The following is a 24,955-nucleotide window of genomic DNA, read 5'->3' on the forward strand; positions in this document are numbered from 1 at the left end:
CCACCGTCACCGGCGCCCTCCGGGCTTTCCCTTCGTTGTGTCTCCGACTCTATCAGACCCTTTTCAGTGCCTGATCCCCGGTCAGCGGGGTTTGTCTTTCCGGCTGTTGGGCCGTTCCGACGAGTGAGACTTTAGCGGAGCCTTACCGCCCGATCCAAATCGAGCGATCTTGCTTCCCATTCCGCGGGGTGCACATGGAGACGACACGGATAGCCCGTGGTCGTCTCGGGTGTGGGTCCTGCGGGATGGCTGTCCGGGGACCGACCGGAGTCGGCGCTCACGTCGGACAACCCGAAGAACTTTACGCACCGGACCGGACCGTGTCAACCTCTCCCTGATCTGCACCATCCCTCCGCGCCCTCTCCCCCATCGGCCCGGCCTGCCGCTACCCTTCTCGGCATGAGCACGCATACGCGCACCTCCCAGTGGTGGGCCGCCTAGAGGCGGCCCAGGAGTCACGTATGCATCCACCGGCCGCCGCCCAGGCGGCCGTTCTCATTGGTGTCACCGGCCGCTCGGCGCGGCGGTCCCCATAGCGGGACGACAGGAGAGTCACCGATGACACACCCCTCGCGGATCTTCAGCGGGATCAAGCCCACGGGCCACCTCACCCTGGGGAACTATCTCGGTGCCCTGCGCCGGTGGGCGCGGGAGGACCAGTACGCCGCCGAGTCGTTGTTCTGCGTGGTGGACCTGCACGCGCTCACCGTGGAGCACGACCCCGCGCGGGTGCGGCGGCTGAGCCGGCAGGCGGCCGGGCTGCTGCTGGCGGCGGGCCTCGACCCGGAGGTGTGCACGGTGTTCGTGCAGAGCCACGTGGACGAGCACGCGCGGCTGTCCTACCTGCTGGAGTGCGTGGCGAGCGACGGCGAGATGCGGCGGATGATCCAGTACAAGGAGAAGTCCGCGCGGGCCCAGCGCGGTGGGCAGGGCGTACGGCTGTCGCTGCTGACGTACCCGGTGCTGATGGCGGCGGACATCCTGGCCTACCGGGCCACCGAGGTGCCCGTCGGCGAGGACCAGGCGCAGCACGTGGAGCTGACCCGGGACCTGGCGGTGCGGTTCAACCAGCGCTATGGGCATGTGTTCGCCGTGCCCAAGGCGACGCTGCCGGCGGTGGCCGCGCGGGTGATGGACCTGCAGGACCCGGCCACGAAGATGGGCAAGTCCCATGACGCGACGGCCGGCATCGTCTACCTGCTGGACGAGCCGGAGGCGGTGGCGCGCAAGGTCCGCCGGGCGGTGACCGACAGCGAGCCGGGCGTCTCGTACGACCGCGAGGCGCGGCCCGGGGTCGCGAACCTGCTGGAGATCCTGGCGACGTGCACGGGCAAGGAGCCCGAGGTGCTGGCCGCCTCGTACGAGGGGATCGGGGCCTTGAAGGCGGACACCGCGGAGGCCGTGGTGGAGCTGCTGCGTCCGGTGCGGGAGCGGCACGCGGAGATCAGCGCCGACCCGTCGTACGTGGACGGGGTGCTGCGGGCGGGCGCGGCCCGGGCGCGGGAGCTGGCGCGCCCGACCGTGGACGCGGCCTACGCGGCGATCGGGCTGCTGCCGCCGGCCTGAAGGGCGGGTGCGGGGTGCGCGCCGGCCGCCGCTACGCCCCGGAGGCCAGCTCGCGGCTGCGGTCGCGGGCAGCTTCCAGGGCGGCGATCAGGGCGGCGCGCACCCCGTGGTTCTCCAGCTCGCGGATGGCGTTGATGGTGGTGCCGGCCGGGGAGGTGACGGCCTCGCGGAGCCGTACCGGGTGCTCGCCGCTGTCGCGGAGCATGACGGCGGCGCCGATCGCGGACTGGACGATGAGGTCGTGCGCCTGGGCGCGGGGCAGGCCGAGGAGGATGCCGGCGTCGGTCATCGCCTCGACCAGGTAGTAGAAGTACGCCGGGCCCGAGCCGGACAGCGCGGTGGCGGCATCCTGGTGCTTCTCGGGGACGCGCAGGGTCTTGCCGACGGGCTGGAAGATGGCCTCGGTCCTGGCCAGGTGGGACTCGTCGGCGTGGCGGCCGGCGGAGATCACGGACATGCCCTCGTCCACCAGGACGGGGGTGTTGGGCATGACGCGGACCACCGCCGTGCCCTCGGCCAGTCGTTCTTCGAAGAAGGCGGTGGGGATGCCGGCGGCCGCGCTGATCACGAGGCGGTCGGCCGCGGTGTGGGGTGCGAGTTCGTCGAGCAGGGCGCCCATGTCCTGCGGCTTGACGGCGAGGATGAGGGTGTCGGCGGCCTTGGCGGCGTGCGCGTTGCTCACGGCCTCGACGCCGTGGCGCTCGTGGAGTTCGGCCGCGCGCTCGGGGCGGCGGGCGGTGACGAGCAGGTCGGCCGGGGCCCAGCCGGCGCGGATCATCCCGGACAGCAGCGCCTCGCCGATCTTGCCGGCGCCCAGGACGGCGACCTTCTGGGCGGTGCCGGGGGTACGGGCCTCGGCGGGGGCGGTCGTGGGGGTCATCGCGGCTCACCTCGGGCGGTTCTGGCGGTACGGGTCGGTTACGGGGTCGCGGACGGGTCCGGTCCGGGTCTGTTGCGGGCCCGGTCCGGGTCCGTTGCGGGTCCGCCGTGCCCGTCTGCCGGGCACGGCTCGTGCGGCCCATCCTGGCAGGCGGCGGGCGGCCGCGGCGGGTGCGTCCACCCTGCGGGCGGCGGCCGGGCCCCCGGGCGGGGTGAGGGGCGGGTCAGGGTCATCCCCTATGGCGCGCGGGCGGCGGGCGATGGACCGTAGCGGTATGAGGCGTTCATCCCCGGAGATCACGGTATCCAGCGCGGACAAGCGGCACTTGGCCGTGGCGTCGGCGTCCCTCGGACCCTGGCGGCCGGCGGCCGTCGTGGGCGCGCTCGGCGGCGGCGTGTCGCTGGTGCTGCACCTGGTGCACGGCCACTTCGGCCTGGGCATCCTGACGGGCGCGCTGTCCGTGGCCGCGCTGCTCTTCTTCTGCGTGGGCGGTGCCGGTGCCGTCCTCGGCTACTCCGGTGCCGGTGCCCGGCGCGACCACCGCATCCGCCGCTGGGCCCGGTCGCACCCGTGGCACGTGGCGGCGGTCCCGGCCGGGCTGATGTTCCTCACCGACCTGGTGCTGCGCCAGGTCCTCACCAGCCAGGGCTTCTTCGGCACGGTGTGGACCGGGCTGTGGCACGGGGCCGTGGTCGGCGCGGTGGTGGGCGTCGCCGGCACGCTGGGCGCCGCCCGCCGCTGACCGGACGCCGTGCCGTCCGTCCGGCCGGTCCTGCCGAACCGGCCGGCGTGGTCGACCGGTCAGCGGTTGACGCTCTGGATCTCCTGCACGGTGACGTCCTGTCCCCGGCCGTAGGTGCCGGACGGCAGGGCCGTCGGGTCGGCGTGCCCGGTGCCGACCCAGCTGACGGCCCAGGTGATGGTGGCCTTCAGCCGGAAGGGGCCGGTGCCGTCGGTGGAGCGCAGGTAGGTCACGCCGCAGGGCGGGTTGCCGTGCGAACCGTTGTACGGGGTGCCCAGGTGGTGGTTGCCGTCGGCGGTGCAGGTGCCGGAGGCGGGGAAGGTCTGCGCGTCCTTGGTGCCCGGGTCGATCGTCATGCTCACCGGGGTGGCCGTGGTGGTGGCCGAGATGCCGAGCAGCGGCACGGACGCGGTCACCGAGACCGGGCGGATGTCCCGCTGGTTCATCCAGATCCAGGTCGGCAGGTTCACCGTCTGGACGGCGGTGGGGTTGAGTTCGGCCCGCTCGTTGGGGATGCGGATGGCCTGGTAGGCGAGCTTGGCGAGCATCTCCGGGGTGATCGCGTTCTGCACCGGCGGGGTGTCACCGGTGTCGACCCAGAAGTAGGGGGCGTCGCAGGAGGTGGAGGCGGGGTCGGCGATGTCGGCCTCGTTGGGGAAGCCGGTCCACCAGTAGCCCTTACCGGCCTTGTCCATGTTGAAGTTCTTGTACGGCTTGCCGTTGACGTACCGGTCGCGCTGGGTGTTGTCCCACTCGTAGCCGGTGGAGTCCTCGCCCCAGACGCCCTCTTCGAGCGCCTTGAACTGCTCGGGGGTGTAGGCGGGGGCGTACCAGCAGGGCGGCGGGGTGAAACTGCCGCCGACGGCGGTGAGCGGGCCGGTCGAGGGGCCGCGGCCGTTCTTGCTGGTGTCGTAGGTGACCGAGGCGGATATCAGGCCGCTGCTCGGGTCGCTGCCGCCGGTCGGGGTGGACTGCGTGCCGTTCCCGCCGCGGCCGCCGGTCTCGGTGGCGTGGGCAGGCGCGGTCATCAGGGCCGCGCCCGCGAGGGCTGCGGCGAGAATTGCGGCGGCACGGGTCCGCCGGATCACGGCTGGCATTGCTTCGCCCCCCGATCGGAGAGAAGGTTCGTCGTCTGCCACACGCCCTGGGCGTTCTTGGTGAGCCGTGCGTTGTAGAGCACGTACGCCTGCGGGGTGTCGCCGCCGCCGGGCAGCTTCTTGCCGTTGTGCGTGATCCAGGACTTGCTCTCGTCGGAGCAGAAGACGACGGCGGCGGTCGTGGCGGACTGCAGAGTGACCTTGCGGTCGAAGAACCGGGTGACGCCGCCCCATTTCTCGCCCTTGGAGATGTAGCCCTTGGCGAAGTCGACGGCGCCGATGAGTGCCTGGTCGGAGTAGTAGTAGTGGAGCAGCGGCCGGTCGGTGGAGCCGTGGAAGATGGCGTCGTCGGTCGCGCTCATCGCCTGGGCGCTGTCGGCGAGGACCTGGTCCTTGACGGGGTCGCCGGTCTTCGGGCCGTCGAAGACGTCCTTGGCGTAGGAGGGGAAGGTCACCGTCGGGCGGGCGGCGGCGCGGGTCGCGGAGGCGGTGGGCGCGGCCGTGGTGGTGGCGGCCGTGGTGGCCGGCGCGTCGGTGATCTTGTCGGAGCCGGAGTCGGAGCCCGAGCCGCAGGCGGCCAGCGCGGCGGCGAGCACCGCGGTCAGGGCGGCGGCACAGGTGGTACGTCGGATCACGTGGGGGCTCCCGGGTGCGGTGGACGCCGCCGGCAGCGGGTCGGTGGCATACGGCTCGGCGGGGGGCTCGGGTGCTGTGCGACCCCACACTGTAGGTGCGGAACGGCCGGTTCCTGACCCTGTGTTAGCGAATCGCAACTCCGCCCCCCTGAAGTCCTCACACGGTCCACGCACGCCAACGCGTGCTTGACAACCTATCGGGGAAGACGCGGCGGGGGTATGGCCCGGTTGCGTCCCGGCCGGATCGCGTTGGTGGTGCCATGACAGGAGCATCACACGGGCGCGGGTTGCGGGGGCCGTCCGGCGGACGGCGGGGCGGGGCTGTGCCAAGGGGTGGCCAAGGACGCGTTTTACCGGGCCGGTTCGCCGGGCAGCGGCGTTAGCATCGGCGGGTCGGTCCCGAGGAACGGAGAGTTCACCCGTGCGCCACCCTCGTGTAGGAGTCGCCGTCCTGACCATGGGGACGCGGCCCGCGGAGCTCGCCGCCCTGCTGGATTCCGTGGCCGCCCAGGAGACGCCGGCCACCCGCGTGGTGGTGGTCGGCAACGGCACCCCGCTGCCGGACGGCCTGCCGAAGGAGGTCGCGACGGTGGAGCTGGCGGAGAACCTCGGCATCCCCGGCGGGCGGAACGTGGCGCTGGAGGCGCTGCGCGACTTCGGCGACGTGGACGTCGTGGTGAACCTCGACGACGACGGGCTGCTGGTGGACCGGCACGTCTTCACCCGGCTGGTGGAGCTGTACGCGGCCGACGAGCGGCTCGGCGTGGTGGGTTTCCGGATCGCCGACGAGCGCGGCCGCACCGCCCGCCGGCACGTGCCGCGGCTGCGGGCCTCGGACCCGATGCGCGGCGGCCCGGTGACGACGTTCCTGGGCGGCGCGCACGCGCTGTCGATGGCGATGCTGGACGAGATCGGCGGCTGGCCGGAGCCGTTCTTCTACGCGCACGAGGAGACCGACCTCGCCTGGCGGGCGCTGGACGCGCGCTGGAAGGTGCTCTACGCGCCGGAGTTGGAGCTGCGGCACCCGTGGACGTCGCCGACCCGGCACGCGGTGTACTACCGCAACCTGGCCAGGAACCGGGTGTGGCTGGCCAAGCGCAACCTGCCGGTGCTGCTGGTGCCGGCGTACCTCGGGGTGTGGACGGCGCTGACGCTGGCCCGCACCCGGTCGGGGTCCGGGCTCAAGGCGTGGTTCGCCGGGTTCGCGGAGGGGGTGCGCACGCCGTGCCCGCCACGGCGGCCGATGCGGTGGTCCACGGCGTGGCTGATGACGCGGCTGGGCCGCCCACCGGTGATCTGACGGCGGCTCCGGGGGGACGAGGCACAGCGGGGGCGCCCTCGTTCCGGGTCGCGTTGCGCCTCCCGCGGCGGCCGCGCCCTGAAGCGCCCACCTGGATTGGCCGGGACGATCGCGGCCCCGTCGCCGGGGGAACCGGGCACGGGCGGGTCCGCGCGCGCCGAACCCGCCCTGCGCGCACGGCGCTTGACGTTGGGTGGGAGCCGACCCCTGTACGGCTCCCGGTGATCACGGTGCCGTACCGGCCGGCGCGCTGTCAGGGTTCACGCGCGGCCGGCGCAGAGCCGGGGCGGTGCCGTGACACAGTCCCGACACCTGTTGCCGTCCCCTGACCCGGCGAACGGCGGCGGCCGCCCTCCTGAAGGGGGGCGGCCGCGGGGTGCCTGGGCGTGAGCGGGGGCTCAGCGCTCCAGCAGGGAGATGTCGCGCACGGCGCCCTTGTCGGCGCTGGTGGCCATGGCGGCGTACGCGCGCAGCGCCTTGGAGACCTGGCGCTCGCGGTTGCGGGGCGCGTACACCCCGCCCAGGGTCTCGCGGCGGGCGGCGAGCACGTCGTCGGCGACCAGCAGCTCGATGGAGCGGCCGGGGATGTCGATGCGGATCCGGTCGCCGTCCTCGACCAGGGCGATGGTGCCGCCGGAGGCCGCCTCGGGCGAGGCGTGGCCGATGGACAGGCCCGAGGTGCCGCCCGAGAAGCGGCCGTCGGTGACCAGCGCGCACACCTTCCCCAGGCCGCGGCCCTTGAGGTAGGAGGTCGGGTAGAGCATCTCCTGCATACCGGGGCCGCCGCGCGGGCCCTCGTAGCGGATGACCACCACGTCGCCGGGCTTGACCTGCTTGGTGAGGATCTTCTCCACCGCCTCCTCCTGGGACTCGCACACCACGGCGGGCCCCTCGAAGGTCCAGATCGACTCGTCGACGCCGGCGGTCTTCACCACGGCGCCGTCCACGGCGAGGTTGCCGCGCAGCACCGCCAGGCCGCCGTCCTTGGAGTAGGCGTGGTCGGCGTCGCGGATGCAGCCGGCCGCCGCGTCGGTGTCCAGGGACTCCCAGCGCTCGGACTGGGAGAACGCCTCGGCGGAGCGGACGCAGCCGGGGGCCGCGTGCCACAGCTCGACGGCCTCCTCCGAGGGCGAGCCGCCGCGCAGGTCCCAGGTGCCGAGCCACTGCTTGACCGACGGGGAGTGCACGGTGTGCACGTCCTCGTTGAGCAGCCCGGCCCGGTAGAGCTCGCCGAGGATGGCGGGGATGCCGCCGGCCCGGTGCACGTCCTCCATGTAGTACGTGCCGGTGGGCGCCACGTTCGGCGCGACCTTGGCCAGGCAGGGCACCCGGCGGGAGACGGCGTCGATGTCGCTGAGCCCGTAGTCCAGCTCGGCCTCCTGGGCGGCGGCGAGCAGGTGCAGGATCGTGTTGGTGGAGCCGCCCATCGCGATGTCCAGCGCCATGGCGTTCTCGAAGGCGGCCGGGGTGGCGATGGCGCGCGGCAGCACGGAGGCGTCGTCCTGCTCGTAGTACCGCTTGGCGAGGTCCACGACGGTGGCGCCGGCCCGCTCGTACAGGCCCCGGCGGGCGGTGTGGGTGGCCAGCACCGAGCCGTTGCCCGGCAGGGACAGGCCGATCGCCTCGGTGAGGCAGTTCATCGAGTTGGCGGTGAACATGCCGGAGCAGGAGCCGCAGGTGGGACACGCGTTCTGCTCGATGCGGAGCATGTCGGCGTCCGAGACCGACTCGTTGACCGCGTCGGACATCGCGTTGATCAGGTCGAGCTTGCGGACGGTGCCGTCGACGAGAGTGGCCCGGCCGGCCTCCATGGGGCCGCCGGAGACGAAGACGGTGGGGATGTTGAGCCGCAGGGCGGCCATCAGCATGCCCGGGGTGATCTTGTCGCAGTTGGAGATGCAGATCAGGGCGTCGGCGCAGTGCGCCTGGACCATGTACTCCACAGAATCGGCGATCAGGTCGCGCGAGGGCAGGCTGTAGAGCATGCCGCCGTGGCCCATGGCGATGCCGTCGTCCACGGCGATGGTGTTGAACTCGCGGGGCACCGCGCCGGCCGCCCGGACCGCCTCGGAGACGATGCGGCCCACCGGGGCGAGGTGGGTGTGGCCGGGTACGAACTCGGTGAAGCTGTTGGCGACCGCGACGATCGGCTTGCCAATGTCGGAGTCGGCGACGCCGGAGGCGCGCATGAGCGCGCGGGCGCCCGCCATGTTGCGGCCGTGGGTGACCGTACGTGACCTCAGCTCGGGCACGGTGTCCACTCCCTTGGGTTCACTTCGCTCGTACGACCCCCGTGCCCCGCACGGGAGTGCCCTGGGGGTCGAGGGTACGCCCGCGGCCCAGGATTCGGACGGGTGGTCCGCATCGCGGGACCGGGTGTCCGCCGCGCGGGCGGTGCCGAGCGCCGCCGTGCGGGGCTCGCCGGCTCAGCGGCGGGCGGGAACGGGCTGCTCGGGGGCGGCCAGGTGCAGCCGGGTGAAGGCCAGCGCCTCGGCGAGATCCTCCTCGCGCTCGGCGGAGGACATCGCGCGCCGGGTGTTGACCTCGATCACGACGTGGCCGCCGAAGCCGCGTGCGGCCAGGGCCCGCAGCACGGGGCCGCAGGGCTGGGTGCCGCGGCCGGGGACCAGGTGCTCGTCCTTCGCCGAGCCGTTGCCGTCGCCCATGTGCACGTGCGCCAGCCGGTCGCCCATCCGCGCGACCATGTCCAGCGCGGCCGAGCGGGAGGTGGCGGTGTGCGAGAGGTCCACGGTGAAGTGGCGGTAGTCGTCGCGGGTGACGTCCCAGTCGGGGGCGTAGGCGAGCATCTCGCGGTCGCGGTAGCGCCAGGGGTACATGTTCTCCACGGCGAAGCGGACGTCGGTCTCGTCGGCCATCCGCCAGATGCCGCGCACGAAGTCGCGCGCGTAGCCGCGCTGCCAGCGGAACGGGGGGTGGACGACGACCGTGTCCGCGCCGAGCCGCTCGGCGGCGGCGCGGGCCCGCTGCAGCTTCGTCCAGGGGTCGGTGGACCAGACGCGCTGCGTGATCAGCAGACAGGGGGCGTGTACGGCGAGGATGGGGACGCGGTGGTAGTCCGAGAGGCGGCGCAGGGCCTCGACGTCCTGGCTGACCGGATCGGTCCACACCATCACCTCGACCCCGTCGTACCCCAGCCGCGAGGCGATCTCGAAGGCCGTGGCCGTGGATTCCGGGTACACGGAAGCGGTCGACAGCGCGACCTTCGTCTTCACGGGAACCTCGACCACGTCGCCAGGGTACGGGGCTTTTCTTGCAGGGCCACCGCACCAAAGGGGTAATCAATCCCATACCCGCACCAACGGCCTGCCGATAGCTGGTCGCGCAGTTCCTCCCCCGGAGCTTCGCCTGGGGCGCCTCCAGCACCCCCTGGGCGGTGGTACGGGGCTCGGCCTGCGCGCGAACGGCAAGGTTTTTCAGGGGCGCGGGGAACGGCGCGACCAGCCATCCGCCGGGTTGCAGGCGGCGACGAGACGGGAACCCCCGCGGCGGGCAGCCGCACCCGCACCGCACCGGCGGAACCCGGCCTCCCCCGGAGGGAACCCTCAGGACGACGACATCACGTCGAGCTTGCGGAGGATGACCCCCTCGCGCAGGGCCCACGGGCAGATCTCCAGGACGGGGACCTCGAAGAGGTCCATCGCGGCCTCGGCCACGAGCGCTCCCGCGAGGAGCTGGCGGGCCCGGCCCTCGGAGACGCCGGGGAGGGTCGCGCGGCGGGCGGCCGTCATCGTGGCGAGACGGGGCACCCACTCCTCCAGGGCCCCGCGCCGCAGCGTGCGCTGGACGTAGAGCCCGTCGGCGCTGCGGGCCGCACCGGCGATCCGCGCGAGCTGGCGGAACGTCTTGGACGTGCCGACCGCGTGGTCGGGCCGTCCCAGCCGGGTGAACTCGGCGACGCAGCGGCCTATTTCGGCCCGCACGTGCTTGCGCAGGGCACGTACGTCCTCGGCCGCGGGCGGGTCGCCCGGCAGCCGGCCCGCCGTGAGCCGCCCGGCGCCCAGCGGCAGCGACACGGCAGCGGCGGGGTACTCGTCCATGCCGTAGCCGATCTCCAGCGAGCCGCCGCCGATGTCGAGCACCAGCAGCCGGCCGGCCGACCAGCCGAACCAGCGGCGTACCGCGAGGAAGGTCAGCCGCGCCTCGTCGGCGCCGGCGAGGACGGTCAGCCGCACCCCCGTCTCGCGCTCGACCCGGGCGAGCACCTCCTCGCCGTTGGCCGCCTCGCGCACCGCGGAGGTGGCGAAGGGCAGCACGTCCTCCACGCCCTTGTCCTCGGCCACCCGCATCGCCTCGGCGACGGTGCGCACCAGCAGGTCCACACCGGAGGCGCTGATGGCGCCGCTCGCGTCGAGGAGTTCGGCCAGCCGCAGCTCGGCCTTGTGCGAGTACGCCGGCAGCGGGCGGGCGCCCGGGTGTGCGTCCACCACCAGCAGGTGGACGGTGTTGGAACCCACGTCGAGCACTCCGAGTCGCATAGGCACGACATTAGGGCAGGCCGGGCGGGGCGTGGACGGCGGACGTACGAAGGGCGGGGGGCACGGCGGCGCACGCCGCCGCACGGAGAGTGGGCGCGGCATTCCGTGCATTCCGGTCTTACGCTGGGCCCTGTGGCGAAGGTGACTGCCCGCAAGAGCAAGGGCGACAAGAGCAAGAAGAAGGACCGGGCGCACGGCAGCCTGCCCGCGCAGCCCGTGGCGGAGGTGCGCGAGGACGCACGCGAGGAGGAGACCGGGCTCGACTTCCCGCGGACGTGGGTGGAGTTCGTGGACCCGGCCGACGAGGAGCAGGTCTTCCGGTGCGACCTGACCTGGCTCACCTCGCGCTGGGGCTGCGTGTTCGGGGCCGGCTGCCACGGCATCGTGGCGGGCCGGGCGGACGACGGCTGCTGCTCGCTGGGCGCGCACTTCTCGGACGACGACGACGAGAAGCGGGTGGCCGGGCATGTGGTGCGGCTCACCGCGGAGGACTGGCAGTTCCACGACCTGGGCACCGGCGCCGACGGCTTCTGGGCCGAGGAGAACGAGGACGGCGAGCGGCAGACCCGGGTCGTGGACGGCGCCTGCATCTTCTCCAACCGGCGCGGTTTCCCCGGCGGGCAGGGGTGCGCGCTGCACGCGCTGGCGCTGCGCGAGGGGCGCGAGCCGCTGGAGACCAAGCCGGATGTGTGCTGGCAGCTGCCCATCCGCCGCACCTTCGACTGGGTGGACCGGGCCGACGACAGCCGCGTGCTGGTGGTGTCCATCGGTGAGTACGACCGGCGGGGCTGGGGCCCCGGCGGTCACGACCTGCACTGGTGGTGCACGTCCGCGCCTTCCGCGCACGGTGCGGGTGATCCCGTCTACGTGTCCTACCGCCCCGAGCTCACCGAGCTGATGGGCGAGGCCGCGTATGCCGAGCTGGCGGCCATGTGCGAGGCCCGCCTCGCCTCGGACCTCCCCCTGGTGGCCCCCCACCCCGCCGATCCGCTGCGCTAGCGTTACGAGTTGCCTACTCGCCGCGACGGTTCCTGTCTCGCCGCCGCCTGCCGCGGCATTGCTCCTACGGTGCGGCTGCCCGCCGTTTGGGTTCCTGTCTCGTCGCCGACAGCCGCCGCATTGCTCCTACGGTGCGGCTGCCCGCCGTAGGGGGTTCCGTCTCCTCCCCGACAGCCGCGCCGATGTGGCTGGTCGCGCAGTTCCCCGCGCCCCTGAAAAACCTTGCCCTTCGCGCGCAAAGCGAGCCCTGTACAACCCAGGGGCGCTGGGGGTACCTCCCAGGCGAAGCTCTGGGGGAGGAACGGCGCGACCAGCCAGGCACCGGCCTGCGGCCGGGAAAGCGCGGAACCCCTACGGCGGGGGACCGTTCTTGGGGGCGCGGGGAACTGCGCGACCAGCCCAAAGCCGGGCCGCGGCCGGGAACGCGCAGAAACCCCTACGGCGGGATGCCGTTCTTGGGGGCGCTGGGGGTACCCCCAGGCGAAGCTCTGGGGGAGGAACTGCGCGAGAAACCATCCACCGCCCTGGCGGGCGGGAACGCGCAGAAGCCCCTACGGCGGGATGCCGGCCCCGCGGAGCGGGCGGCGACGGTGTCAACTGGTCGTGGGTGAGGGGGCCGTGTCGGTGGGGGTGGGGGATTGGGTCGGGGGGTCGGTGGTCTCGGTGGGGGTCGCCGTGTCGGTCGGGGGCGGGGTGGTGGGCGGGGGCGTGGGCGCCGTGGTGGTGGGGGTCGGGGAGGAGGAGGCGGGCGGAGGGACCGATCGCCGCGAGGAGCCGCGCAGCGTGACCGTGGCGCCGCCGGGCGAGAAGCGGATCTCGGCCTGCCAGGAGCCGCGCGGCTCGAGCGCCCGGTCCACCCCGATCACCAGCGTGACCGTGTCGCCGGGCGCGAGCGTGCCCGAGCGGCTGGAGAACTCCAGCCAGTACGCCGACGTGCTCGCCGTCCAGTGCACGGGCGCGCCACCCGACGCGGTGAGCGTGACGTACGTACGGCCGCGGCCGGGCCGCGCGGTCACCTGCAGCCACCCGGCGCCCGGGGGTACGGACGCCGCGGGCGGGGTGCCGCCGGAGACGACCACGGAGGTGGCCTCGGGCGCGTCCGGGGACGGTACCGAGGTGCGGCCGGGGCGGCCGGTCACCGGGCCCGAGCTGCCGGCCTTCTCGTAGGGGACGCCGTCGATGCCGTCGGGGGCGGAGGCGGGGCGGCCGTCGGCGTGCGGGCCGTCGCCCTCGCCGAGCGGGGTGGCCCGGTAGGCCGCCCAGACGGCGAGGACGGGCGCGGCCACCACGGCGGCGACGACCGCGGTGGTGACGGCCCGGTGCCGCACCTGGGCCCGGCGGGCCGCGCTGTCGGCGAGGGCGACGGGGAACCCGCGGCGGTCGAAGCGCGGGGTGGACTCCCTGGCCCGGCCGAACCCGGCGTCCATGGCATGCAGTATGGCCGCGTAGGCGGCCGAGCGGGGCGCCTCGACCAGCGGGAGCACGGCGGTGGCCGCGCCCTGTCCGGGCGCACCGGGCCAGGGCGCGCCCGCCACGACGCGCTCCGCGGTGCGCCGGCACAGCGGGCAGTCGTCCACGTGCCGCACCAGCTCGGCCCGCAGGGTGGCGCCGAGCAGCACCCGCGTGTCGCCCGCGAGTTCGGCCACCTCGGCGCAGCGGCCGGTGTCGACCACGGCGAGCGCGGTACGGGTCCGCTCGACCTCGCAGGCGGCCCGGGCCAGCCGGGTCCGGGCGGCCTCGGCGTCCAGGCCCAGCACGTGGGCGACCTCCTGCGCGGACAGCTGGTGGCGCACCGCCAGTTCGAGCGCCTCGCGCTGCTCGGGGGTGGTGCCGGCCGCCTCGGGCCAGGCGAGCGAGGCGAGTTGGGCCCGGCGCTCCTCGGCGACGGCCGCGGAGGCGCGCGGCGGTTCGCGGCGCTTGGCCGCCAGCCGGCGCAGGCACACCCAGCGGGCCAGCGCGTACAGCCAGGGCCGGCGCAGGGCGGGGTCGCGCAGCCGCACCCGCTGCCGCTCGGCGAGCGCGAGCACCTCGCCGAGGGCGGCGGCGGCCGCGTCGTGCTCGCACAGGATGGACAGGCAGTAGGTGAACAGGCCGTCGAGATACGGCTCGTAGTGCGCCGGCGGCTGCATGGGCAGCGTGCCGCGCGGGCGGACCCGCCCGTCGCGGCGGCCGCCCTGCGTCCGGCCCCGCTCGGACTCCCGCTCGGCCCGCTCGGCCCGCGAGCGCTGCGCCGGCGCCCGGTGCCTGCGGTGTGCGCCGGTGCTCTGCGTGGGGGTTTCCTGCCTGCTCGTCACCGGGCGAACGTAGGCCGGTTCAACGGCAAACTTCAGCAGTCCGGGCCGCCTTTAACCCAAATGGGTAACAGCGCGCCACGAAAGGGGACATGGCGTGCACACCTGCGGGTGAATACCGTGCGGGCGGCTCGACGTCCGGCGGACGCGCCCCCGTACGCGCCCCGGCGGCGCCGGCTCGCCGGGGGCGGGCGGCCCGCGCTGCGGTGCGCCCCCGTACGGCAGTGGCGACCGCATTGGCGGCGTTGTCGTACCCGGCCGCTACCGTGAACGCCATGGCCACCCGCAAGCCCGCCGCCAAGGACCGCCCCTCCTACCGCTGCACGGAGTGCGGCTGGACCACCGTCAAGTGGCTCGGCCGCTGCGGCGAGTGCCAGGCGTGGGGCACCGTCGAGGAGTACGGCGGCGCGCCCGCGGTGCGCACCACCGCCCCCGGCCGGGTGACGACCGCCGCGCAGCCCATCGCGCAGGTCGACGGACGGCAGGCCGCCGCCCGCTCCACCGGCGTGCCCGAGCTGGACCGGGTGCTCGGCGGCGGGCTCGTCCCCGGCGCGGTGGTGCTGCTCGCCGGCGAGCCGGGCGTCGGCAAGTCCACCCTGCTGCTGGACGTGGCGGCCAAGGCGTCCGGCCCGCAGACGCCGACGCTCTACGTCACCGGTGAGGAGTCCGCCTCTCAGGTGCGGCTGCGGGCCGACCGGATCGGCGCGCTCGCCGACCATCTCTACCTCGCCGCCGAGACCGACCTGTCCGCGGTGCTCGGCCACCTCGACGACGTGAAGCCCGCCCTGCTGGTGCTGGACTCCGTGCAGACCGTCGCCTCCCCCGAGATCGACGGGGCGCCCGGCGGCATGGCGCAGGTCCGCGAGGTGGCGGGTGCGCTCATCCGCGCGTCCAAGGAACGCGGCATGTCCACGCTGCTGGTGGGCCACGTCACCAAGGACGGCGCCATCGCCGGGCCGCGCCTGCTGGAGCACCTGGTCGACGTGGTGCTCAGCTTCGAGGGCGACCGGCACGCGCGGCTGCGGCTGATCCGCGGGGTCAAGAACCGCTACGGCGCCACCGAGGAGGTCGGCTGCTTCGAGCTCCACGACGAGGGGATCACCGGGCTCGCCGACCCCTCGGGGCTCTTCCTCACCCGGCGCGACGAGCCGGTGCCCGGCACGTGCCTGACCGTCACGCTCGAAGGGCGGCGGCCGCTGGTCGCCGAGGTGCAGGCGCTCACCGTGGACACGCAGATCCCCTCGCCCCGGCGCACCACCTCCGGGCTGGAGAACTCGCGGGTGTCGATGATGCTGGCGGTGCTGGAGCAGCGGGGGCGGATCAAGTCGATCGGCAAGCAGGACATCTACACGGCGACGGTGGGCGGCGTCCGGCTCACCGAGCCGGCCGCGGACCTGGCGGTGGCGCTGGCGCTGGCCAGTGCGGCGATCGACACGCCGCTGCCGAAGAACCTCGTGGCGATCGGGGAGGTGGGGCTGGCCGGGGAGGTGCGGCGCGTCACCGGGGTGCAGCGCCGCCTCTCGGAGGCGCACCGCCTCGGCTTCACCCACGCGCTGGTCCCCCCGGACCCGGGCCGCGTCCCTTCCGGCATGCGCGTCACCGAAGTCACCGACATCTCCGACGCCTTGCGAGCGCTGCCGCGGCGCTAGCTTCACGGGGGCTACCCGCCGCGAGGGTTCCTGTCTCGTCGCCGACAGCCGCGGCATTGCTACCACGGTGCGGCTACCCGCCGCGGGGGTTCCTCTACGCCGCCGGGTGCCGCCCGGTGACCGGTTGCGCGCGCAGTTCCTCCCCCAGAGCTTCGCCTGGGAGGTACCCCCAGCGCCCCATTCGGGTTCCCGTCTGCCCCACGGGGTTGTCTGCCGTCCAAAGGCCGGTGGCCTCTGCCCGCGCCGTTCCCCGCGCCCCTCAACGCCTTGCCCTTCGCGCGCAAAGGGGGAGCCCCGTACAACCCAGGGGTGCGGGGAACTGCGCGAGAAACCACCCACCGGCCTGCGGCCGGGAACGTGCAGAAGCCCCTGCGGCGGGGTGCCGTTCTCGGCGCGGAGAACGCCGCGGGTGTCGGCGACGCGGCGGGAACCCGGACGGCGAGAAGCCGCACCCGCGTAAACTGCCAGCAGACACCAACCGTGAGGAGCAGCGTGGCAGGCAACGACCGGGCCGGCGCCCCGGCCCGCAGGGCGGGGGCGGACTCCGCCGGGCGCGCCGCCGCGGGCGACATGCGCGCCTCGCTGAGCGCGGTGGCGCCCGGTACCGCGCTGCGCGACGGCCTGGAGCGCATCGTCCGCGGCAACACCGGCGGCCTGATCGTGCTCGGCATGGACAAGACCGTCGAGGCGATGTGCACCGGCGGCTTCGTGCTGGACGTGGAGTTCACCGCCACCCGGCTGCGCGAGCTGTGCAAGCTGGACGGCGCGCTGATCCTCGACCGCGACATCACCAAGATCCTGCGGGCCGGTGTGCAGCTCGTGCCGGACCCGACGATCCCCACCGAGGAGACCGGCACCCGGCACCGTACGGCGGACCGCGTCAGCAAGCAGGTCGGCTTCCCGGTGGTCTCGGTGAGCCAGTCGATGCGGCTGATCGCGCTGTACGTGGACGGCCAGCGCCGGGTGCTGGAGGACTCCGCGGCGATCCTGTCCCGCGCCAACCAGGCATTGGCCACGCTGGAGCGCTACAAGCTGCGGCTGGACGAGGTGGCGGGCACCCTGTCCGCGCTGGAGATCGAGGACCTGGTGACCGTGCGCGATGTCACCGCGGTCGCCCAGCGGTTGGAGATGGTCCGCCGGATCGCCACCGAGATCGCCGAGTATGTCGTGGAGTTGGGCACCGACGGGCGACTGCTGGCCCTGCAATTGGACGAGCTGATCGCCGGGGTGGAGCCCGAGCGCGAACTCGTCGCGCAGGACTACGTGCCCGAGCCGACCGCCAAGCGCGGCCGCACCGTGCCGGAGGCGCTCGCCGAGCTGGACGCGCTGCCGCAGAGCGAGCTGATCGAACTCACCACCGTGGCACGGGCGCTGGGCTACACCGGGTCGCCCGAATCGCTGGACTCCGCGGTCTCACCGCGCGGTTACCGGCTGCTCGCCAAGGTGCCGCGGCTGCCGAACACCGTGATCGAGCGGCTGGTCGAGCACTTCGGCGGCCTCCAGAAGCTGCTCGCCGCGAGCGTGGACGACCTCCAGGCCGTCGAGGGCGTCGGCGAGGCCCGCGCCCGTTCCGTCCGCGAGGGCCTCTCCCGCCTCGCCGAATCCTCCATCCTCGAACGCTACGTCTGAGGACTTCTACGGCCCCCGCCCCGTCTGCCCGCACCTCGATCTTCCCGGCCGCACGCCGGCTCGTGGCAGGTCGCGCAGTTCCTCCCGGAGCTTCGCCCAGGAGGTACGGGGCTCGCTTTGCGCGCGAAGGGCAAGCTCAATAGGGGCGCGGGGAACTGCGCGCCCAGCTCACGACGGTGCGGCAGTCGGCAACGGCGGCGAACCCCAACGGCGAGGAGCCGCCCCCGCACCACGTCAGTCCTGGCTGAGCTGGAACGACGTCTGCTTCGTCCCGTATCCCGCCATCTGCAGCTGCACCAGATAGGTGCCCGGCTGCGCGTGCGCTCCCTTCGGCTTCGCGCAGTTCGGGGAGCTGGTCGTGCCGTTCCAGCGCACAGTGAAGGAGATCGTGCTGTGCGCGGGGACCTGGAGCAGGTGCGCGCCGGTGGTCGGGCAGTCGTCGGAGGCCCACACGTGGCTGGAGCCGGGCGCCTCGGAGACGGTGAGCACCGCGCTCTTCGGACCGAAGTCCACCTTGCAGGACACGTCACCGGAGTTGGTGGCCTGCAGCCTGAACTCCGGGTCCTGGCCGGGCGCGTAGGAGTTGCGGACGCTGGCGAGGGAGAGCGCGACCGGGCCGGGCGAGCAGTCCGGCAGGGTGGAGCCCACGGGCACCTCCTGCCCCGGGACCACGGCGCCGCCGGCCGAACCGCCGGTGGACGAACCGCCGGAGCCGGCCGAGCCCGCGGTGGAGCCGCCGCCCGACGAACTGCCACCCGCCGTGCCGCCGCCCGAACCTCCCTGGCCCCCCTGGTCCGAGCCGCCGCCCCCGCCGGAGGTGTCGCTCGGCGCGGTGTCGCGGCCGCCGGGGCGGCCGCTGATGTGGGTGCCGGTGGGCGCGGGCCCCGCAGTGATGGTCGCCGCCGGGGTGTGCGAGCCGGTGGGCGCACTGGCTCCGTGGCCACCGCTGCCGCCCCCGCCGGAGGTGAGCGCCCACACCACGAGCGCGACCACCAGCGCCAGCAGACAGGCCACAACGACCCGCCGCCGCCAGTAAATAGAAGACGGAAGAGGTCCCACGGGATTGCGCACAGAGCCCACAGACGCACTCTAGGGGAGATCGACCTGCGGGCGTCGCATCACCCGCCCGGACGCTGCGGCCTCTTTGCCGATCATCACCTTTTCCGCACCGCACAACCCCGCACTACCCGGCGTGCGACCTCGCATCCGTACACGCACCGTCGCTGTCCGCGACCAATGTCGCTGGCATGTGCGAGGATCGGACGGCCATGACGAGCCACCCCCTGCCTCCTGTCCCGGCCGCCCCTTCGGGCCCCGCCGCCGCACGTCCCGCTCCGGCCGCGGCGACCGGCTCTGCCGCCGGTTCCCCCGCCGCCGCCGACCTGCACGACCTGGTGATCGACTGGTTCGACGAGCACGCCCGGGACCTGCCCTGGCGGCGCCCGGACGCGGGCGCCTGGTCGGTGATGGTGAGCGAGTTCATGCTCCAGCAGACACCGGTCAGCCGGGTGCTGCCGGTGCACAAGGAGTGGCTGGAGCGCTGGCCCCGGCCCGCCGACCTCGCCGCGGAGCCACCCGGCGAGGCGGTGCGCGCCTGGGGCCGGCTCGGCTATCCGCGCCGGGCCCTGCGGCTGCACGCGGCGGCCACCGCCATAGCGCACCGGCACGACGGCGAAGTGCCGCGCGACCACGCCGAGTTGCTCGCCCTGCCGGGCATCGGCGAGTACACCGCGGCGGCCGTCGCCTCCTTCGCGTACGGGCAGCGGCACATCGTCCTGGACACCAATGTCCGGCGGGTCTTCGCGCGGGTCGTCTCCGGTGTGCAGTACCCGCCGAACGCCACCACGGCCGCCGAGCGCCGGATCGCCGCCGCCCTGCTGCCCACCGAGGAGGCGCGGGCCGCGCGCTGGGCCGCGGCCACGATGGAGCTGGGCGCCCTGGTGTGCGGGGCCCGCTCGCCCGAGTGCGGGGTCTGCCCGGTGGCCGCGCACTGCACCTGGCGGCTGTCCGGCTCCCCCGCGCACGACGGCCCGCCGCGGCGCGGCCAGACGTACGCGGGCACCGACCGGCAGGTCCGCGGCCGGCTGCTCGCCGTGCTGCGGGCGGCCCCGGGCCCCGTACCGCGCTCGGCCCTGGACGCCGTCTGGTCCGACGCGGCCCAGCGCTCACGGGCGCTGTTCGGCCTCGTGCAGGACGGCCTGGTCGAGCCGCTGCCCGGCGAGCGCTTCCAGCTCCCCTCCCGCTGACCCGGCCGACCCGGCCGATCCACTCGAACCTGCCGAACCCGCCGACCCGGCTATCCGGTTGACCCGGCCGACCCCGGCTGCCCGGCTATCCGACCGCCTATCCGGCCCGCCCGGCGGCCTTACGCGCGTCCCGCCGGCCGGCCGGCGGCACCGGTCCGGGCCGGCCGCGCACCCCTCCCCCGGGCCCTGCCCCGCACCGGCCGGGCCGCCGAACCGCTCCGCCGCCCCCGAACCGAAACGTCCCGCCTCCGCTTGTTACAGAACCGATGGGTTGCCGTGCGCGGGCCGTGCGGTGACGGTCGCGAAAGCCCAACATCCCCTTCGTAGCGTCGGTGTCGGCCGGTGGGCGGGAGCCCGCCGAGGGACAACGGCGAGGCGGTGGAGGCGCAGATGTCGGTGGACGGCGGCGTGCTGGAGTTCGAGGACTACGTGCGCAGCAGGCAGGACGCCCTGCTGCGCAGCGCCCGGCGCCTGGTGCCCGACCCGGTGGACGCCCAGGACCTGGTGCAGACCGCGCTGGTGCGCACCCTGCCGCGCTGGGAGGGGATCGCCGACAAGAAGCTCGCCGACGCGTACATGCGCCGGGTGATGATCAACACCAGGACGGAGTGGTGGCGCAGCCGCCGCTTCGAGGAGGTGCCCACCGGGGACCTGCCGGACGCCTGCGTGGACGACGGCGCCGAGCAGCGCGCGGACCGCGAGATGCTGCGCGACGCCATGCGGGTGCTCGCGCCCAAGCAGCGCCAGGTCGTCGTGATGCGCCACTACGACCAGCTGAGCACCGAGGAGACCGCCCGCGCCCTGGGGATGACGACAGGTACGGTGAAGAGCACCCTGCACCGGGCACTGGCCCGGCTGCGGCAGGAGCTGGAGCACGGCCGGTACGGATATGCGCGGAAGGAGGGCCGGTGCGCCGCCTAGGACCCGTCGTCGCCGCTGTCGGCGCCTTGGCCTGCGTGGCCGTGGCCGGCTGCGGCACCGACGTGACCGGTGCCCGGCGCGAGGGACCGGCGCCCAGTACCACGGCGAAGTCCCGGCCGCCCGGCGCGGCCGTCCCCGCCATCGCCTCCGATCCGGTGGCGCTGGCCGGGATGGTCCGCCGCGACACCAGCGTCAGCGCCGACATCCGCGAGGACCTGGCGCCCTGCGGCGAGCACCGCTCCGACACGGACTACCCGCTGGACGCCGACTTCGGCGACCTCACCGCGGGCGACGGCCCCGACCTCGTGGTCAACATCACGACCTGCGGCGACGGCCTGGGCATAGGCGCCTACGTGTACCGGATGATCGGCGGCAAGTACCGCTGCGTCTTCGCCGACGAGCGGCCCCCGGTCTACGGCAGCGTCACCGGCGGGCGGCTGGAGATCGTCCACGAGGTCTACCGCACCGACGACGCCGTGGCCTACACCGCGGGCGAGGACGCGGCCACGTATGTGTGGCGGGATGGCCACTTCGTGCAGGTGGCCCGCTCGTACTCCGACTTCGCCGCCAAGGACCCGCAGCCCTCGCCCGAGCCGACGTCCACCGCGCCGGCCCCGCTGCCGAAGTCCGTGGCGCTCGACCCGGAGCTGCCCGGCACCGCCACCCCCTCGCCGACGGCCACCGCGAGCGGGCCCGCGCCCACCCGTACGCCCGCGCCTTCGACCGCGACCCGCCGGTCCCCGACCGCCACGCAGGGGCGGTGACCGGTGGTGGCGACCCGTACGACCCATGTGCTGTTCGTCGAGGACGACGACGTGATCCGCGAGGCGACCACGCTCGCCCTGGAGCGCGACGGCTTCCGCGTGACCGCCGCACCCGACGGACTGGCCGGCCTGGAGGCCTTCCGCGCCCACCAGCCGGACCTGGCGCTGCTGGACGTGATGGTGCCGGGCCTGGACGGGGTGAGCCTGTGCCGGCGGATCCGGGACGAGTCCACCGTGCCGGTGATCATGGTCTCGGCGCGGGCGGAGGCGATCGACGTCGTCCTCGGCCTGGAGGCCGGCGCCGACGACTACGTCACCAAGCCCTTCGACGGTGCCGTGCTCGTCGCCCGCATCCGCGCGGTGCTGCGCCGCTTCCGCGCCACCGCGCCGGAGGAGGACGAGCAGGACGCCGTGCTGGCCTTCGGCGACATCGTGATCGACCCCGAGGGCATGGAGGTCACCCGGGCCGGCGCCCGGGTGGCGCTCACCCCCACCGAGATGCGGCTGCTGCTGGAGTTCGCCGCCGCACCCGGCACCGTGCTCACCCGCGACCGGCTGCTGGCCCGGGTGTGGGACTACGCGTGGGGCGGCGACACCCGCGTGGTGGACGTCCACGTGCAGCGGCTGCGGGCGAAGATCGGCCAGGACCGGGTGGAGACCGTGCGCGGCTTCGGCTACAAGCTGCGGGCCTGACCGGTGGTGTCGCTGCCGCGCCGGGCGTTCCTGCGGGGCGGGCTGCGCTGGAAGATCAGCGCGGCCATCGCCGCGGTCTCGGCGCTGGTGGTCCTCGCGCTGAGCCTGGTGGTGCACAACGCGGCCCGGGTGAGCATGATCAACTCCACCCGGGACGTCCAGGACGAGCGGGTGCAGTCCGCGCTGCGGATCTACGAGGCCACCGGCCATCTCGCCTTCTACGCCCGGCTGGACGACCCGTCGCTGCCGCACGAGCTGAAGGAGTACGCGGCCAAGGGCCAGCGGGCGACCTTCGTGGACGACGACCGCACCGGCGACCCCGTCGTCTGGGCGGAGACGCCCGCGGGCGATGGCCGGGTGCTGTCGCTGAAGAGCGCCTTCAGCGACCGCTACTCGGTGCTGGTCGACCTCGACCGGACGCTGATCGCCGGGTCGATCGCGGTGGTGGTGGGCGGCACCGCGGCCGGCGTGCTGATCGGCGGCCGGATGTCGCGGCGGCTGCGCAAGGCGGCGGGCGCGGCCCGCAAGGTCGCCGACGGCGACACCGGGGTGCGGGTGCGCGAGGCCGTCGGCGGCCGGGTGCGCGACGAGACGGACGAGCTGGCCCGGGCGGTGGACGCCATGGCCGACGCCCTCCAGCTGCGGCTGGAGGCCGAGCGCCGGGTCACCGCGGACATCGCGCACGAGCTGCGCACCCCCGTGACGGGCCTGGTCACCGCCGCCGAACTGCTGCCGCCGGGGCGGCCCTCGGAGCTGGTCCGGGACCGGGTGCACGCCCTGCGCACCCTCGTGGAGGACGTGCTGGAGGTGGCCCGGCTCGACGGCGCCGCCGAGCACCCCGAACTGCAGGAGGTCGCGCTCGGGGACTTCGTGCGGCGCCGGGTGCCGGGGCTCGCGCCGGGAGCGGAGGTGCGGATCGTCTCCGACGCGGTGGTGCAGACCGATCCGCGGCGCCTGGAGCGCATCCTGGGCAACCTCCTGGCCAACGCGGTCCGCCACGGCGGGCCGCCGGTCGAGGTCGAGGTCGACGGTCCGCAGCTGACGGTCCGCGACCACGGCCCGGGCTTCCCCGCCGACCTCCTGCGCGAGGGCCCCAGCCGCTTCCGCACCGGCCGCACGGACCGCTCCGGCGGCGGCCACGGCCTCGGCCTGACGATCGCCTCGGGCCAGGCCCGCGTCCTGGGTGCGAAGCTTCTGCTGCTCAACGCGGACGAGGGCGGCGCCCAGGCCCTGCTCCACCTCCCCGGCTCCCCGCCGTAGGGGCCGGCGGAGCAGCCCTTCCCGCTACAGCTCGGCGACCACGGGCGCGGGTGCGGCTTCCTCCGGACGCGGGGCGGCGCCCCGCAGCGGCGTCTCGACCAGGAACCAGGCGGCGAGGAAGCCCGCGACGCTGATCACCGCGCCCCAGAGGAACACGATGTGCGTGCCCGAGGCGACGGCGTGGAAGTACGCGTCCTTCACCGCCACCGGCAGCTTCGCGATCGTCTTCGGGTCCAGCTGCGCCCCGCCCGCCACGGCGGAGGTGCCGTGGGAGCCCAGCGTGTGCGTCATGTCCGACTGCACGCGGTGCGAGAAGAGCGCGCCGAAGAGCGAGACGCCGAATGTGCCGCCGATGGTGCGGAAGAGCGTCGCCGAGGACGAGCCGACGCCGATGTCGCGCAACTCCACGCTGTTCTGCGCCACCAGCATCGTGATCTGCATCAGGAAGCCCATGCCCGCGCCGAGGACGGCCATGTGGATGCCGGAGACCGTGCGCGAGGTGTGCACGTCCATCGTGGACAGCAGGTAGAGGCCGACGGTGATCAGCGCGCCGCCGATGATCGGGAAGACCTTGTAGCGGCCGGTGGCGGACGTCACGCGGCCGGCCACCATGGACACCGCCATCATCGCCAGCAGCATCGGCAGCAGGAGCAGCCCGGAGTTGGTGGCCGAGGCGCCCTGGACGGTCTGCTGGTAGAGCGGCAGGAAGGTCATCGCGCCGAACATCGTGAAGCCGACGAGGAAGCCGATGACGGAGATCAGCGAGAAGTTCGCGTTGCGGAAGATCCGCAGCGGCAGCACCGGGTCGGCGGCGCGGGTCTCGGCCAGGAGGAAGAACGCGAGGGTGGCGAGCCCGACCACCAGCAGGGTGAGGATCTGCCAGGAGCCCCAGGCGTACTGCGTGCCGCCCCAGGTGGTCAGCAGGACCAGCGAGGTGATGGAGACGGTGAGCAGGGCGGCGCCGAGGTAGTCGATGCGGGCCTGGGTGCGCTTCTTGGGCAGGTGGAGCACGATCGTCACCATCGTCAGGGCGACGGCGCCGACCGGCAGGTTGATGTAGAAGCTCCAGCGCCAGCCCCAGTTGTCGGTGATCGAGCCGCCGACCAGCGGGCCGCCGATCATCGCGATGGCCATCACGCCGGCGATCAGGCCCTGGTACTTGCCGCGCTCGCGGGGCGGGATCAGCTCGCCGATGATCGCCATGACGCCGACCATGAGGCCGCCGGCGCCCAGGCCCTGCACGGCGCGGAAGGTGATCAGCTGGTCCATCGACTGGGACATGCCGGACAGCGCCGAGCCGACCAGGAAGAGCACGATCGAGGTGAGGAAGATGCCCTTGCGGCCGTACATGTCGCCGAGCTTGCCCCAGATCGGGGTGGAGGCGGCGGTGGCGAGGGTGTAGGCGGTGACGACCCAGGACAGGTGGTTCAGACCGCCGAGTTCGCCGACGATGGTGGGCATCGCGGTGCCGACGATCATGTTGTCGAGCATCGCCAGCAGCATGGCGATCATCAGACCGACCATGACGACGCGGACGCTGCGGGGCCGCGGCCCCGAACCGGTGGGCGGGCCTTCGGCCGCGGGGCCGTCGCCCTTTCGTGTGGTGTCGATGGTCGCCATGACCGGTGGTCCTTCCCCCTGCTGCGGGCGGCGGCCGCTGGTGCCGCTGACTTGCCGCCCGGCTAGTTGTCCCGACGGAAGCACGGTAGGCGGGCCCTAGCCGGGCGTCAAGTAAGTGCGTACCCTCGGGGGAAGGCCGTACCGTGAATGGCCTTGTCACGCCGTGC

20 protein-coding genes are annotated in these 24,955 nt (G+C 74.0%); 11 read left to right on the top strand and 9 right to left on the bottom strand.

The annotated features are described in order from the left end of the window. Positions 1-558 precede the first annotated feature (558 nt). On the top strand, positions 559-1,566 hold the full coding sequence (trpS, locus tag BLR33_RS32910; protein ID WP_093788466.1) for a tryptophan--tRNA ligase: 1,008 nt from the start codon (positions 559-561) through the stop codon (positions 1,564-1,566). 31 nt (positions 1,567-1,597) lie between these two features. Here trpS and proC read toward each other — a convergent pair whose 3' ends face one another. Continuing rightward, entirely contained in the window at positions 1,598-2,446 is an 849-nt protein-coding gene (gene proC / locus BLR33_RS32915; RefSeq protein WP_093788468.1) for a pyrroline-5-carboxylate reductase, read from the bottom strand. Between the two features lie 274 nt (positions 2,447-2,720). On the opposite strand from proC, the gene BLR33_RS32920 reads away from it, so the two are divergent. Further along, on the top strand, positions 2,721-3,188 hold the full coding sequence (locus BLR33_RS32920) for a hypothetical protein (RefSeq protein ID WP_093788470.1): 468 nt from the start codon (positions 2,721-2,723) through the stop codon (positions 3,186-3,188). A gap of 59 nt (positions 3,189-3,247) precedes the next feature. Here BLR33_RS32920 and BLR33_RS32925 read toward each other — a convergent pair whose 3' ends face one another. Both BLR33_RS32925 and BLR33_RS32930 read right to left on the bottom strand, forming a co-directional pair. After that, the gene (locus tag BLR33_RS32925) at positions 3,248-4,285 is read right to left on the bottom strand and encodes a hypothetical protein (RefSeq protein WP_093788472.1); all 1,038 of its coding nucleotides are present in this window, start codon (positions 4,283-4,285) and stop codon (positions 3,248-3,250) included. Continuing rightward, positions 4,273-4,920: a hypothetical protein gene (locus BLR33_RS32930; RefSeq protein WP_093788474.1), complete on the bottom strand. Its 648-nt coding sequence runs from the start codon at positions 4,918-4,920 to the stop codon at positions 4,273-4,275. The genes BLR33_RS32925 and BLR33_RS32930 overlap by 13 nt, the downstream gene beginning before the upstream one ends. Before the next feature lie 421 nt (positions 4,921-5,341). Between BLR33_RS32930 and BLR33_RS32935 the strand changes: the two genes are divergently transcribed. Next, positions 5,342-6,220, top strand: coding sequence for a glycosyltransferase family 2 protein (locus BLR33_RS32935; RefSeq protein WP_093788476.1), 879 nt, complete (start codon positions 5,342-5,344; stop codon positions 6,218-6,220). A 398-nt stretch (positions 6,221-6,618) separates the two neighbouring features. Here BLR33_RS32935 and ilvD read toward each other — a convergent pair whose 3' ends face one another. The 3 genes from ilvD to BLR33_RS32950 all read right to left on the bottom strand — a co-directional run bounded on the left by ilvD (position 6,619) and on the right by BLR33_RS32950 (position 10,716). Beyond that, positions 6,619-8,472 carry a dihydroxy-acid dehydratase gene (ilvD, locus tag BLR33_RS32940; RefSeq protein WP_093788559.1) on the bottom strand — a complete coding sequence of 618 codons (1,854 nt, stop codon included), beginning with the start codon at positions 8,470-8,472 and terminating at the stop codon, positions 6,619-6,621. Between the two features lie 174 nt (positions 8,473-8,646). Then, positions 8,647-9,468 (bottom strand): sugar phosphate isomerase/epimerase family protein, encoded by an 822-nt coding sequence (locus tag BLR33_RS32945; protein ID WP_093788478.1) that lies wholly within the window; start codon positions 9,466-9,468, stop codon positions 8,647-8,649. A gap of 315 nt (positions 9,469-9,783) precedes the next feature. Next, positions 9,784-10,716 (bottom strand): Ppx/GppA phosphatase family protein, encoded by a 933-nt coding sequence (locus BLR33_RS32950; protein WP_093788480.1) that lies wholly within the window; start codon positions 10,714-10,716, stop codon positions 9,784-9,786. 201 nt (positions 10,717-10,917) lie between these two features. Between BLR33_RS32950 and BLR33_RS32955 the strand changes: the two genes are divergently transcribed. Beyond that, a complete protein-coding gene (locus tag BLR33_RS32955; RefSeq protein ID WP_093788561.1) occupies positions 10,918-11,715 on the top strand; it encodes a hypothetical protein in 798 nt (265 codons plus the stop codon). 593 nt (positions 11,716-12,308) lie between these two features. Here the strand turns inward: BLR33_RS32955 and BLR33_RS35500 are convergent. After that, positions 12,309-14,009, bottom strand: a complete 1,701-nt coding sequence (locus tag BLR33_RS35500) for a BACON domain-containing protein (RefSeq protein ID WP_176930735.1) — start codon at positions 14,007-14,009, stop codon at positions 12,309-12,311. A 272-nt stretch (positions 14,010-14,281) separates the two neighbouring features. Here BLR33_RS35500 and radA point away from each other — a divergent pair, with 272 nt between their 5' ends. Both radA and disA read left to right on the top strand, forming a co-directional pair. Beyond that, positions 14,282-15,655, top strand: a complete 1,374-nt coding sequence (radA, locus tag BLR33_RS32960; protein ID WP_093788482.1) for a DNA repair protein RadA — start codon at positions 14,282-14,284, stop codon at positions 15,653-15,655. Positions 15,656-16,147: 492 nt separating this feature from the next. Then, complete coding sequence (gene disA, locus BLR33_RS32965) at positions 16,148-17,284, top strand: DNA integrity scanning diadenylate cyclase DisA (protein WP_093788484.1); 1,137 nt, start codon at positions 16,148-16,150, stop codon at positions 17,282-17,284. A gap of 234 nt (positions 17,285-17,518) precedes the next feature. Here the strand turns inward: disA and BLR33_RS32970 are convergent, their stop codons facing one another. Further along, positions 17,519-18,298, bottom strand: coding sequence for a hypothetical protein (locus BLR33_RS32970; protein WP_245771833.1), 780 nt, complete (start codon positions 18,296-18,298; stop codon positions 17,519-17,521). A gap of 254 nt (positions 18,299-18,552) precedes the next feature. Here BLR33_RS32970 and BLR33_RS32975 point away from each other — a divergent pair, with 254 nt between their 5' ends. The 5 genes from BLR33_RS32975 to BLR33_RS32995 all read left to right on the top strand — a co-directional run bounded on the left by BLR33_RS32975 (position 18,553) and on the right by BLR33_RS32995 (position 23,168). After that, on the top strand, positions 18,553-19,530 hold the full coding sequence (locus BLR33_RS32975; protein ID WP_093788488.1) for an HhH-GPD family protein: 978 nt from the start codon (positions 18,553-18,555) through the stop codon (positions 19,528-19,530). A 390-nt stretch (positions 19,531-19,920) separates the two neighbouring features. After that, positions 19,921-20,451, top strand: coding sequence for a SigE family RNA polymerase sigma factor (locus BLR33_RS32980; protein ID WP_093788490.1), 531 nt, complete (start codon positions 19,921-19,923; stop codon positions 20,449-20,451). Continuing rightward, positions 20,439-21,215 (top strand): hypothetical protein, encoded by a 777-nt coding sequence (locus BLR33_RS32985; RefSeq protein ID WP_093788492.1) that lies wholly within the window; start codon positions 20,439-20,441, stop codon positions 21,213-21,215. The genes BLR33_RS32980 and BLR33_RS32985 overlap by 13 nt, the downstream gene beginning before the upstream one ends. Positions 21,216-21,221: 6 nt before the next feature. After that, a complete protein-coding gene (cseB, locus tag BLR33_RS32990) occupies positions 21,222-21,908 on the top strand; it encodes a two-component system response regulator CseB (protein ID WP_093788563.1) in 687 nt (228 codons plus the stop codon). A gap of 3 nt (positions 21,909-21,911) precedes the next feature. Next, the gene (locus tag BLR33_RS32995; protein ID WP_245771834.1) at positions 21,912-23,168 is read left to right on the top strand and encodes a sensor histidine kinase; all 1,257 of its coding nucleotides are present in this window, start codon (positions 21,912-21,914) and stop codon (positions 23,166-23,168) included. 24 nt (positions 23,169-23,192) lie between these two features. Here the strand turns inward: BLR33_RS32995 and BLR33_RS33000 are convergent, their stop codons facing one another. Continuing rightward, entirely contained in the window at positions 23,193-24,788 is a 1,596-nt protein-coding gene (locus BLR33_RS33000) for an MDR family MFS transporter (protein WP_093788494.1), read from the bottom strand. Positions 24,789-24,955 lie beyond the last annotated feature (167 nt).

It is taken from the genome of Actinacidiphila guanduensis (assembly GCF_900103985.1).
Classification (GTDB): domain Bacteria; phylum Actinomycetota; class Actinomycetes; order Streptomycetales; family Streptomycetaceae; genus Actinacidiphila; species Actinacidiphila guanduensis.